General features: G+C 32.7%; 10 protein-coding genes. 7 read left to right on the forward strand and 3 right to left on the reverse strand.

The window, feature by feature from the left end; translation table 11 throughout:
• Nucleotides 1-4 precede the first annotated feature (4 nt).
• From HM990_RS13385 to HM990_RS13395, 3 genes are read right to left on the reverse strand one after another with little or no spacing between them, the layout of a single operon-like run.
• Nucleotides 5-241, reverse strand: a complete 237-nt coding sequence (locus tag HM990_RS13385) for an acyl carrier protein (RefSeq protein WP_178989426.1) — start codon at nt 239-241, stop codon at nt 5-7.
• Nucleotides 234-1,814 (reverse strand): amino acid adenylation domain-containing protein, encoded by a 1,581-nt coding sequence (locus tag HM990_RS13390; protein ID WP_178989427.1) that lies wholly within the window; start codon nt 1,812-1,814, stop codon nt 234-236. The genes HM990_RS13385 and HM990_RS13390 overlap by 8 nt, the downstream gene beginning before the upstream one ends.
• An 11-nt stretch (nt 1,815-1,825) precedes the next feature.
• Nucleotides 1,826-2,980 (reverse strand): acyl-CoA dehydrogenase family protein, encoded by a 1,155-nt coding sequence (locus HM990_RS13395; RefSeq protein WP_178989428.1) that lies wholly within the window; start codon nt 2,978-2,980, stop codon nt 1,826-1,828.
• 479 nt (nt 2,981-3,459) lie between these two features.
• Between HM990_RS13395 and HM990_RS13400 the strand changes: the two genes are divergently transcribed.
• The 7 genes from HM990_RS13400 (at nt 3,460) to HM990_RS13430 (ending at nt 13,485) form a co-directional block, all read left to right on the forward strand.
• Entirely contained in the window at nt 3,460-5,070 is a 1,611-nt protein-coding gene (locus HM990_RS13400) for a hypothetical protein (RefSeq protein WP_178989429.1), read from the forward strand.
• A gap of 171 nt (nt 5,071-5,241) precedes the next feature.
• Nucleotides 5,242-6,303, forward strand: a complete 1,062-nt coding sequence (locus HM990_RS13405) for an ornithine cyclodeaminase family protein (protein WP_178989430.1) — start codon at nt 5,242-5,244, stop codon at nt 6,301-6,303.
• Nucleotides 6,304-6,356: 53 nt separating this feature from the next.
• A complete protein-coding gene (locus tag HM990_RS13410) occupies nt 6,357-7,613 on the forward strand; it encodes a HupE/UreJ family protein (protein WP_178989431.1) in 1,257 nt (418 codons plus the stop codon).
• 21 nt (nt 7,614-7,634) lie between these two features.
• A complete protein-coding gene (locus tag HM990_RS13415; protein WP_178989432.1) occupies nt 7,635-10,559 on the forward strand; it encodes a non-ribosomal peptide synthetase in 2,925 nt (974 codons plus the stop codon).
• Between the two features lie 11 nt (nt 10,560-10,570).
• A complete protein-coding gene (locus HM990_RS13420) occupies nt 10,571-11,371 on the forward strand; it encodes a class I SAM-dependent methyltransferase (protein WP_178989433.1) in 801 nt (266 codons plus the stop codon).
• Nucleotides 11,368-12,717: a thioesterase domain-containing protein gene (locus HM990_RS13425; protein ID WP_178989434.1), complete on the forward strand. Its 1,350-nt coding sequence runs from the start codon at nt 11,368-11,370 to the stop codon at nt 12,715-12,717. Before HM990_RS13420 ends, HM990_RS13425 begins: the two co-directional genes overlap by 4 nt.
• Before the next feature lie 33 nt (nt 12,718-12,750).
• Entirely contained in the window at nt 12,751-13,485 is a 735-nt protein-coding gene (locus HM990_RS13430; protein WP_178989435.1) for a 4'-phosphopantetheinyl transferase family protein, read from the forward strand.
• The last annotated feature ends 244 nt before the right edge of the window (nt 13,486-13,729 follow it).

A 13,729-nucleotide genomic window follows, 5' to 3' on the forward strand; every position in this document is an offset into this window, starting at 1 on the left:
TATGCTATGCTCTACTTTTTAGATAATCCGAAATACAGGATACCGTCATAAAATTTTCGATGACCATATCTTGCGCTGGTATTTTTAATTCATATTCTTTTTCTATAAAACTTATAAGTTTCATCATTCCCAATGAATCTACTAATCCGCTACCCAGCAAATCATCTTCTTCATTGATGTCAATCGCTTCATTACTCACAATAAGCTGATTTTTTATATAATTGATTAAAGTTTCATTCATTATAACTATGTGCAATTTTTGTTTTAATCTTATTTCTATCTATTTTATCTGAAGTTGTTCTAGGAAATTCATTCATAATATAAATCTGTTCTGGAACCGCATATTTGGGTAAACTTTCAGCACAATGTATTTCCAATTCCTTAACTACATCGTTTTTATCATTTATATTTAATATAACAACTGCAGTTATGCTATCTCCTGAATTACTTTCATTTTTTCCCATATATGCAATAGCTTCTTTAACATTACTGTGTTTAAGAAGTGTTGCTTCAATTTCATTCAATTCAACACGATAGCCCCTTATTTTCACTTGTCTATCATTACGACCAATAAACACTAAATCGCTATTGTCGTCTTTTTTTACAACATCGCCTGTTTTAAAAAAGACATGGTCATAATCAGGTAAAATAGCCTCTTTGTATAATGATTTCTCTGTAAGTTTTTGATTATTCCAATAACCAAGCATCATGGTTTCGCTCCTTATGGCCAAGATTCCGGATTTTCCATGTTCCACTGGTTTATCATTTTCGTCCAGAATGCGGTAATCGGTATTTTCCCAAACCAATCCGAGCGGTAAATCATTTTCGAATTTAAAACTTTTATCAATATTAAAATAAGTGCACTGATTAACTTCGGCAGGACCATAAACATTGCTAAACTTGGCATTGGGCCATAAACTGATTAACTGTTTTATATATTTATTCGGAAAGACTTCACCACCAAATAAAACCCAGCGTAAGGATGACATATTTTTCTCTTCAATAAGCCCATTTAACAACAATTGTATTAATGCTTGAGGTGCAGAATACCATATACTAATATTTTCTTTCTCAATTAATTGTGCTAAACTCACAGGCATTTTAGTATGCGCATCGGATAAAATGACGTTTGTAGCACATCCTAATGGCACTGTAAAATAGGCAAAGGTGGAAATATCGAAATGCAATGGCGCATGACTTGCAAAAACATCGGAAACATTTACATCATAAAGCTCTTGTGAACCCTTAGCATAGGCTAAACAACTATTGTGCGTATGCATTATACCTTTGGGCAAACCTGTTGACCCAGAGGTGTACATCACATAAGCTAAATCTTTTCCTAAGATTCTTGGAAATTCAACTTCTGCTATATTGGTGTTAAAAACTTGAGCCCATGATATGGTTTTAAGTTCTAAATCTGTGTCTAAACCAATAATTGTTTTTAATGTTGTGGATTCTTGAGTTAATGCTGTTATTGCTCTATTTTGTGTTTTTACGGTTATTAAATGATTAATATCACAATCATTGATCAAAAACCGAGTACGGTCTTTAGGTGCTGTGGGATCCAATGGCACAAATACGCCACCAGCCATTGTAATTCCATAAACTGCAATAAAAGACTCTATGCAACGGTTCATATAAATACCTACGCGATCTCCTTTTTTTATATTGAGATGAATTAATAACGTCGCTAATTTCTTCGAATTACTGTAAAATTCTATATAACTCAGAGATTGAGACATATACTTAAGTGCTTCCTTTTCAGGATGCTTTTTCGCAGCATTTTCTAGTATTTTGGGGATTGTATAAATCATTTTGTGTTCGACTATTTAGAAAACAACAGTTGTGATATGATATTTCTTTGAATGTCTGAGGTACCAGCGTAAAGTACACCACCAATAGCATCCCTTAAGTCTCTTTCCACGCCATGTTCTGTTAAAAAACCACTTCCGCCATGATTTCTGATGGTATCTAAACTAGAGGTTATAAAACTCTCACTTAATTGCAATTTTAAAAGTGCTGCATCGAGCATTGCTGAATCGCCTTCATTTTTAAGCCACGCCACTTTATACAATAATAATCGCGATGTTTCTAAACGTAGTTTCATATCTGCAATTCTATTAGAAACCGACTGAAATGTACTAATAGGTTTCCCAAATTGTTGTCTTTCTTTTACAAAGTCTATACTCGTTTCAAGCTGACGTTCCATAGCGCCTAACTGACTTGCCAAAATGCTACAGCGATCATATTCTAAAGAATAGGACGTAATAGCCCATCCGGCTCCTTCTTTTCCTAATCTATTTTCCTCTGGAACAAAACAATCTTCAAAAAACAAGTCTCCAATAGGCACGGTTCTCAAACCCATCTTAGATTTATTGGGACCTTGAGTAAAACCCTTAGTTCCTTTTTCAACAATAAACCCTGTTACACCCCATTTTCCTATCTTAGGATTTATATTAGCGAAAACCAAAGCTAAATCTGCTTCGGGTCCAAAAGTTATTAAACGTTTTTGACCATTTAAAATATAACCACCTTCCACTTTTTTAGCGTGTGTGTTCATACTAAATACATCAGAGCCAGCATTAGGTTCTGTTAAACCGTGAGCTCCAATTTTAGTACCATTTACCATTGGTCTTAAAAATTTTTCACGTTGGTCTTCAGTACCAAATTCGTAAAGCGGTAATTGAACCGTCCACATTTGTGCGTTTAAAGCAAAAGCCAGACCATTATCATTGCAACCATAACCTAAACCTTCCATGGCAAGCGTTGCAGTCAGTAAATCAATATCTTCGAATTTTCCTCCGTATTTTTTAGGAACGGACAAACCTTGAATTCCAAAATCAGCACATTTTTCCCAAAGTTCCCTCGAGAAACTTAAACCTTGATCTCGTTCGACAGTATCTGTGTTGAGATGCGTTTTGGCAAATGCAACAATTTTGTCTCTAAAATCCTTTTGTTCTGATGTCCAAGAAAAGTTCACTTTGGTATATAGTTATTTATAAATATGATTTGGCACTATAGCAATTTCGACGTAACTAAAGTCGGATACTTCTTTTTTTCTAAAATAAAGCTAAAAGATTTCATTGCTGAAAATATATAGGATATAAAGGTTTTAAAATCCGATTAAGCCTCAAATTTGGTCTCTTATTATAGAAATAATCGATATTATCGACTGTTATAGTTATGACCCATTAAAAACGCTAAAATGTTTACGTAAATCTATGGTAATTGGATTTGAAGGTATTGAAAGATTATTTTATGAGTTTTTGATTGAGAAAGTCATTCTAACGTCAATAAATTGTGAATTAAATGAATAACTCATTATAAAGAGTGGTTTTTTGTCTTTAGAATTACCATTCATGACTTATTTTTTAACATTCAACTAATTTAATCCGATAATTTTTACTGTAGCTTTTTCAATGCTTAGATTTAATGTGAACAATAGTTTTATATCATATATTGAAGGCAATTAAATCATATCTAATTGATTTCTGGCTACATAAAGATCCAGATCAAAGTAAAAAGATAAACTCTATTATAACCTATGTTTTACCAATTGTATGTATTCATTTTACACTATACAAAGGTCTTTGCTGGATAAGTACAATACCATTTGATTCTTATTATAATGATAATATAAGCTTTGAGCTTCTAAAAAGAGTATTTCAAAATCCATATTTGCTTGTATTTTTTGTAGCTACAGTGGCTTTTTTTAGGAAAAAACTTTTTATTCCATGGACAAGTTTTGAGAAAGGCAATACAGTTAAATTGGTCGTATTCATAACTGCTGCAATTTTAGCCTGGTATTATTCTACATATAATTACAATTTTTACTTCAATCAATCTCATGTTTTTGATCGGGTTGCATTGGTAATTCTTGCTTGTGCTATCTATTGGAGACCATTATTTATTCTTCCTTTTATAACATTACTTTTTTCAATAATATGGCAATTTGAATCTTTCTTAGGTTATCCGACTGCTGCATCACCTTTTTTATTAACGAGAGTTCTAATTCTATTTTTAGCTTTTTATATTTATAAGTTAATCTTTAAAAGATTTGAGTTATCCATTTTCTTATTTCTTTTATGCTGCTTAATAGGAACGCATTATTTTACACCAGCCTTTGGTAAATTAAATTCAGAATGGATTTTCAATGATCACATCAACTATTTATTAGCTGCAACATATGCAAATGGTTGGCTTTCTTTTTTTGACGCATTATCAATATCTAAATTTATAGGATTTTTAGATCATTTTAATGTGCCCTTGCGCGCCTTGACACTAACAATAGAATGCGGTGTTTTATTTTTTTTTCTGCATTTAAAATATATTCGATCTATACTCATCTCCGCAATATTTATGCATTTAGGAATTTTTTTGTATTCAGGGATTTTTTTCTGGATGTGGATCATTTTACTTCTAACTATTCTTACGTTTTTGTTGAAAAAAGATCTACCAATTAATAATATTTTTAATAGATATTATTTCATTACAGGTTTTTTATTGATTGGGCTTGGTAAATTTTGGGCTTCATCGGGTGGGCTAAATTGGCATGATTCGCCTTTATCATACAGCTATATCATCGAAGCGAAAACAGAAGACGGTGAAATTGTAAAATTACCTCCTAATTTTTTCTCTTCTTATCAATTCCAATTTGTGGTTTCTGATTTTAAATATTTGAACGAAGAAAAAAGATTACCTATTCAATGGGGCGCTACCGATAATTTTACAAGTAATTATTTAAATACTGAGAGATCTAAAAAAGAAATTTTTAATTATGAGAAGGAATGGGGAAAAGTGTATCAAAAAGATGCATCTAAAAAAGAATTTATTGATTTTATAACCACATTTATTAGTAACAGAAACCAAAATTTAGCAGTAGAAAACGATTTTCATAAATATATAAAAGCACCTGCTTTATATTGGACATTCCCTTACAATTCAGCTTTTAAAGTTAATAAGAAAATAACAGCACTGACTATTAATGAAATTACAACTTACTACACAAAAATTGAAGGCTATAGAGAAATAAGAACGAAAGAAATGCTCAACTTAAAAATTGACTTATAAGAAAAATGATATTTAACTGATGTTAGGTCTTATTCTTAATAAGTAGGTGTGCTACATAGTTGTTATAACCATTAGATTACTCACTTTAACGAATGTATGTTCATAAATAGTGCTAAAAATTAAATAAACCTCTATTTTGAAACAAAAAGAATTGAAAATTTTGTATAAAGCATGAAAGAGAAAACATTGATACTATCTGGTGATGATGTTAATTCAATTGTTGAAGCTTATGGCTTAAACAAACTAATGGATACGTTGATTAAAAGAACAACGGAGAGCATTGAAGCCTACGATATTGATAAAACAGAAATCCCTATTCGTTCTGGTTTTAATTATGACATAAATGACCCAGGGCTTGTTGAATGGATGCCTGTTCACAAAAAAGGAGATGAGGTCGTAATCAAAGTCGTTGGCTATCATCCTAGAAATCCTCAAAAATTTGATTTGCCAACCATTTTATCAACTATTAGCTCTTACGATACTACAACTGGTCATCTTAAAGGCTTAGTTGATGGTGTGCTTCTTACTGCTTTGAGAACAGGAGCCGCATCGGCCGTGGCATCACGTTTATTAGCTAAAGAAGATAGTTCGGTATTAGGATTGATAGGCTGTGGTGCACAGGCAGTTACACAACTACACGCATTATCTCGAGTCTTTGATATCAAAAAAGTTTTACTTTTTGATGTTGATCATACGGCCTTAAAATCATTCCCTGACCGTATAGCTATGTTAGACCTCGATACTGAAATTATATTATCAAACACAGAAAACATCTTAAAAACTTGTGATATAGTTTGTACAGAAACTTCAATTGATGTTGGCACAGGTCCATTATTTCGTAATCTTGAAACAAATGACCATCTTCATATTAATGCCATAGGATCCGATTTTCCTGGAAAAGTAGAGCTTCCTTTGGATTTTTTAAAACAAAGTTTGGTTTGTCCAGATTTTTTAGAGCAGGCTAAAATTGAAGGTGAATGCCAACAGCTTCAAGATTCAGAAATCGGTCCCGATTTTTCGGAACTAGTAAAGCACAATAAAAAATATGAGTTTGGCAAAAACCAAAGAACTGTTTTTGATTCTACCGGATGGGCTCTTGAAGATCAAATTGTAATGGATTTGTTCTTAGATTTAGCTCAAGAATTTAAGATAGGACGAGAAATTGCCATCGAAAACATTTCTAATGATGCTAAAAACCCATACAACTTTATGCTGAAAACTGTTTCTGTATAACTTAACTTTTTTTCAAACCACATAAGTATCACTTACCATTAATCTAACCCTGAATGAAAAAACTACTACTAAAATCGCTCTTTATTATATTATTCTTGGCACCAATGTTCTGTGCTGCGCATTTCCCAAACCAAAGTTATATTTTTATCAGCGTTTATGAGACCAATGGAATAGAAGGCAGATTTGAAATTAATGTACGAGAGATAAATAAAGTTTTTGACTTGAACCTAAGGGACAACCTTACTAGAGAGGATTTAAAACCTTACGAAGAGCAGCTAAAAGCTTACATTTTAAAACATGCTTCATTTTCATCTAAATATGGAGATCATGAAATTATTTTGAAGAATGTTGACTTATTCGATTTTGCTCAAGGCAAAATGATACAGGTCTATTTTGAACTTGGCAACATGGATCAGTTACCACAGTTCTTAGATGTTAAGTACGATGTTGTATATGAAAAGGATGATACACATAGAGGCTTTTTAATTACGGAATACAGTTGGGCAGCTGGAGTCATCAATGAGGAAAGGAATATTTCTTTATTCTTTACTCCAGATGAACCGAAAGCTACTTTAGACCTTACGGATACTTCAAAATGGAAAGGTTTTGTCGCCATGATAAAGCAAGGTATGTGGCACATTTGGATTGGTATCGATCATATACTATTTCTCTTAGCCCTAATATTGCCATCCGTTGTTAGACGTATTCGTGATAATAAAGGTATAGCTTTATCAGGAAAATCATTTAAAATACAATCAACATCTTGGGTTCCTGCAAAGAACTTTAAGGATGCATTTTTATATGTTATTAAGATAATCACCTTTTTTACTATAGCACATACTATAACCCTGAGTTTAGCTTCACTTCAGATTGTGAGTTTACCGTCTCGATTAGTGGAATCTATTATAGCTTTGTCTATTGGTCTAGCGGCTTATCATAACATTAGACCTATATTTAAAGGTAAAGATTGGATTATTGCATTTATATTCGGACTTTTTCATGGTTTTGGATTCGCAAGCGTATTAGCTGATTTGGGCTTATCCAATGAAAACTTAGGCATCTCGTTATTTGGTTTCAATGTTGGTGTAGAAATTGGACAATTATTAATTATAGCAATGATGTTCCCTATTCTATTCCTATTAAGGAAAACAAAAATCTATAGATATATTTTACTTTTTGGTTCAATATTACTCATTATAATATCCTTATATTGGGGTGTAGAGCGTATTTTTGATATAGATCTTGGCATAGAAAAACAGATAACAAAGTTTATAAGAGATATACTGGTCTCTATAGGATTGTGGTCTTAAGCTTTATAAGCAGTTAACCAAATGAAAAAGGAAATAGAAAAATCGTCTCTACTTAGCCAATGGAAAACACAGAAAGCTAAAACCCTAGCAGTATCTGCAATTACCAAAGCTCCTGTTGGTAAAACCATTCCCCTGTCTAGAGGTCAGCAACGGCTTTGGTTTCTTCAGCAGTTATATCCAAATAATTCGTTTTATAATCATGCGGAATCTTATACAATTAAAGGTGATTTAAATGTTGAAATTCTGTCCAAAACTTTAGCTTTAATAATTGAAGAGCACAACATATTAAAATCCTATTTTCCTGTTGAAGAAGGGCAAACAGCCATTAAAATTGATAATGATTTTAAATTTAACATCAATAAACTGGATTTTAGTGACTTTAAAATAGATATTGCCAAACAAAAAGCACGTGATTTCATTACTGAAGAAATTGCAACACCTTTTAATCTTAGCAAATCTCCACTTCTTCGTGTTTCACTTTTAAAACTTGCCGATAAGCACCATGTCCTTTCTATCAACATTCACCACATCATTATTGATGAATGGTCTATGCGCAAACTCAGTAAGTTATTAGCTGAGTATTATACAAAACTAACCAAGGGTGATGTATTAGAACCCAATGAATTACCAATTCAATATCAAGATTTTGCCTATTGGAATCAGAATACAAAACTGCCTAGAGAGCAAATTGACTATTGGAAAAAGAAATTATCTGGTTCAATTCCTGTACTAGAATTACAAACGGATTACAAAAGACCATTACAGCCTTCATTTAAAGGAGAGCACTTTACCACTAATTTATCCAAAGAAGATTCAGAAAATTTGTTGTCCCTTTCAAAACAAATGGAAACAACTCCTTTTGTGGTTTGCCTTTCCCTCTTTTACACCTTACTCTATAGGTATACAAATCAGTCCGATATTTTAATTGGCTTGCCCATAACAAATCGTCACCATAAATCCTTACAAGATGTATTAGGTTTCTTTGTAGATACTGTTGTTTTGCGAACTCAGCTTGATGACAACAGTTCATTTTCAAAATTGATAGCTCGCGTTCGAGAAAATACTTTAGAAGCATTTTCTAATAAAGAGATTCCTTTCGATTATCTGGTTAAAGAATTATTACCCAACCGGTCACTAGCCATGAATCCTTTTTTTCAGGTAATGTTTGTCTACAATAACGATGAAGAAACTGTTAACTTTGGACCTGAAATTGAATTTAAAAAAGAAGAGAATATTCATTTGAAGTCTTCAAAATTCGATTTAACTTTATTTGTAAACGAAAAGGATGGTAAGCTATCCACTACTTTTGAATTTTTAACCGATTTATTTAACAGATCCACAATTGAACGTTTTTCCGCTCATTTCAATCTTTTGGTTAAAGCTGTAATTGCTGATTCAGAGGTTTCAATTTCTGAATTACCGATGTTAACGCCACAAGAGAAAGATTTATTTTACAATAATCAATCCCTTACGTCTAATTCATTTGAAAATTATACAGGAATACATCACATTATTGAAGACGTTGCAAAAAATAACCCTGACGATATTGCTGTAACTTTTGGCTCAGAATCATTAACTTATAAAAAGTTAAATGAACAGGCAACAACGCTAGCACAATTGATAACTTCCAAAGTTAATACGGAAGATCAGGTTATTGGATTATCTGTAGAACGCTCAACACATATGATTGTCGGCTTATTAGCCATTCTAAAAGCGGGATTTGCGTATCTACCTTTAGATCCGGAGTATCCATCACAACGCATTGATTTTATTCTAAAAGATGCAGGAGTCAATTGCATTGTAACGCAAGAAAAGTTACTACCCATTTTTAAAAGTTTTGAATCGCAATTAATCACTTTAGATAATCTAGAAAGTACGGATGAAGTTAAAAACGAGCTACCAAAAGTTTCAGGTTCAGATTTAGCTTATATCATTTATACGTCAGGAAGCACAGGCAAACCCAAAGGAGTTCCAATTTCACATAAAAACATTATAAACTCTACTTCAGGACGTTTAGATTTCTACGAGAATAATCCAGCAGTATTTCTACTCATGTCATCAATTTCGTTTGATAGTTCTAAAACAGGAATATTCTGGACGCTATGCACTGGTGGTAAACTTGTGATTTCAGAAAAGCGACTTGAACAAGATATCGATCAAATGGCTACAATCATAGATACCCATAAAATAAGCCATACCTTAATGCTTCCTTCTTTATATAGCTTAATATTAGAGCATTCTGAAACTAATAAACTCAGTAGTTTGACGACCGTAATGGTTGCAGGAGAGGCTTGCCCTGTGTCATTAGCAAAAAAGCATTTTTCAATACTTCCAAAAGTAGATTTATACAATGAATATGGCCCGACAGAAGCTACCGTTTGGTGTCTCGCTCATAAAATTACAAAAAATGATATTGAACAAAACATTGTTCCTATTGGTCAAAGTGTTGCTGATGCAGAAGTACATATTTTAGATTCGAAATTAAGACCTGTACCATTTGGAGCTGTTGGCGAGCTCTATATAGGTGGTCCTAATTTATCAGGTTATTACATTAACAGACCTGATTTAACCGAGAAAGCTTATGTAAAAAATGCTGATGATTTAAAATTATACAAAACTGGAGATTTAGCAAAGTATAATTCACAAGGAGATATTGCGTTTCTAGGAAGAATAGATCAACAAATTAAAATTAGAGGTTTTCGCGTAGAACTCGATGAAATTGAGAACATACTTAACGAATATGACTTAGTTGAAAAAGGTGTGGTTGTTGTTGAGACCGGAGATAAAAAAATAAGCACTATGGATTCAAATTTAGACATAGGACCATCGGAACTTGCCAAGTTATTAAGTCAGCATTTAAACACCAAAGACATCGACGATCTACTCAACTCTATAGAATTATTAGATACGAATGAAAAAGAATACTTATTGAAACAAATGATATAAGTTATTGTACCATGAAAAGAATTAAAAGAACAGAAGCGTTTGAAGTAACCCTTGTAATTAAAGACGACGATTTTATAAATCCACCAAAAACAGCACAGCGAAATGCTGTTGTAAATCGAGCGCTTAAAGAGTTTTCCACTGAACTAAACGCACTTAATGAGCAAACAAAAAGATTTGTACCTGGCTCAACTGCCGCAGATGATAACATTGGTCTTACGGAAAGAGGTCAGGCACAATTAAGTGAACAAGAGATCATGGAAGATTGGCAAATTCCGCTTATGGAAGCTATGGCAAAAACCATAGCAGAAGATGGAGGAGATATTTTAGAAGTTGGTTTTGGCAGAGGTGTCTCTGCAGATATGATACAAAAATATCCCATTGATTCTCATACTATAATTGAGTGTAATGATCTTGTTGTAGAACAACATTTTAAACCTTGGGAAGCTAAATATGCCACAAAAAACATTTCATTAGTACATAGTCTTTGGCAAGATAGTATAGACGATTTGGGTTTTTTTGACGGTATCTTTTTTCATACCTATCCGCTCAACGAAGATGAGTATATGCAGTATGTCAATGCTAGTATAACATTTGCAGAACATTTCTTTCATCATGCATCAAATCATTTAAAACCAGGCGGAAGCTTTACATACTTCTCTAACGAAATAGAATCATTAAGTAGAGAACATCAACATATGCTCCTCAAACATTTTTCTTCCTTTACTGCTCATGTTATTCCATTAGACATGCCAAAAAATGTAAAGGATACCTGGTGGGCAGACTCCATGGTAGTAATTAAGGCTATAAAATGAAACAGGATATTTTAGAAAATAGATTACATCAGTTATCCAAGGAGGATCATCAATTAATACTTTTAAAACTAAAAGAATTAATTGCTCAAACCTCAGATACGGATAGTTCTGAAAAGCCAAAACGCTTGGTAGCCTATGTAGAAGCAGAAAATTCTCTTGATTCGTCTAAAATTGATGCTTTCTTAAAAAAACGTTTACCTGATTACATGGTACCTTCAAGTATTCATGTCATACCTCAAATTCCATTACTTCCTAATGGAAAAGTAGATCGACAACAGTTAAAACCAGTAGAAAAAACTGAAACTCTTAATAAGTCAACATCTTCAAAAGATGAGAACTCACTTTCTCAAGTTGAGACCCAATTAACCAAAATATGGGAAGACGTATTAAATTTTTATCCAGTACTCCCTAATGATAACTTCTTTGAAATCGGAGGAGATTCTCTATTGAGTATTCAAATTATAGCGAAAGCACGTAAGTTAGGACTTCAATTAACTGCTAATCAACTATTTGAAAACCCTACGATTTCTGATCTTGGAAAAAAATTAGCAGCAAAAGAAACTAAAGCAGATAATGAAACCTATGATTTCTTAGTACCGTTACGAGAAGGTGGAAGCAAAAAACCTTTATTCTGCATCCATTCTGGTGGAGGCCACGTTGTTTTTTACAATCTTTTAGCCAAATATATGACATCAGATAGACCTATCTATGCCTTGGAGCCGACAGGACTTTATGGAGAAGGGTCTATGCACAACAATGTGAGAGATATGACTGCAGATTATATGAAAGCAATCCGTTCTATACAATTGGAAGGTCCATATAATATTTTGGTCTATTGCTTTAGTGTCACGGTTGGCAATGAAATGGCTATCGAATTTACTAAATTAGGCTTTAAGGCTAATATTATTGTTATAGACACTATGGCATCTCCATGGCACCTAAATTCGCCTTTAAGGTTAAAAGCTCGTCTAAAGTCATTTGTAATTCGTTTTTCCAAAAACCCTTTAAATAGTGTTAAGCATTATTTCGAAGATAGATTATGGCGCATTAAACCTGTTCTCGTTAAATACTTTGGAAACGATGATACTAGAGATTTAGAACATTTACAAGAAAATTTAAGACGCATCTGTTTAGCCTACGAATTTAAGCCTCACAATGGAGACATATCATTGATACTAACCGAAAAACCACACCCTTCCTTGCAAAAAGTTATTATAGATTCCTGGAAAGAGATCACCAATGGTGACTTTAGACTTTTTTATACCCAAGGTAATCACAGAACGCTTTTTACAGAACCAGATATTCAATTTGTGTCAAAAAAAATTGAAGAATCCATTGTAGATTGAAATTAACGCTATCATAAAGGTCCACTAAACCCTATGAAGAACCAAACCAGGGCTTCTGTACATTTAAAACCGAATATGGTACACCTATGGACCATTAACGTCGAGGTCAAGGATGATACATACCATAAATACTACACCTTATTGTCTGAATATGAAAAAGAGCGCGCAGACAGGTTTAAATTTTATAAGGACAAAAGATGCTATGTGGTTGCAAGAGGTGTTTTAAGATTACTTTCAAGTACTTATTTAAAGACAGAAGCAATTGATATTGAGTTTGATTATGAACAATACGGAAAACCAAAATTTAAGCAAATAACAAACTTAAACTTTAATGTATCACATTCTGGAGATATCGCTATTATTGGATTTGTATATGATCATAGCATTGGTGTAGATATTGAAAAAATAAAAGATGATTTTAATACCTTCGAAATTGCTACCAATTTCTTCTCTAAAAAAGAAATCGAAGCCCTTCAAAAAACCCCCAAACTTCAACAGCATTTAGCCTTTTATCGTTGTTGGACACGAAAAGAAGCTTTTATAAAGGCTAAAGGAAATGGTCTTTCATTCCCTTTAGATACATTTTCAGTAACATTAGATTCAGATTTGAAAGCAGAATTAATAGAAACCCAATGGAATCTTTCAGAAAAAAACCAATGGCAATTGACTTCTTTTATTCCTGATACAAATTATATCGCTGCACTTATAGTAGCTAATCAGACGGAGCGTTTAGACTATTTTACATGGGATCATTCTGATTATAATTAGAAAATCCAAAATTGAATGTTGGTCTAGTATTAGTTTAAAGTGACCAATGAATATGCTTTTTTTTAAAGAAAATAATATTTCCAGGCTAATGTGTCAGCAAAGCTTCCAATCGTAAATAAATAAAGGGCCATATTTTTTTTAAGAGGATGATATCTCTTAAAAATTCGAATTCAAAATGCCATTAATACATTTACGAAGCATTCTTAAAATTGAAAGGTCTAATGTTGAGAATCTATGGCATAAA

The organism is Winogradskyella schleiferi, assembly GCF_013394655.1.
GTDB lineage: Bacteria > Bacteroidota > Bacteroidia > Flavobacteriales > Flavobacteriaceae > Winogradskyella > Winogradskyella schleiferi.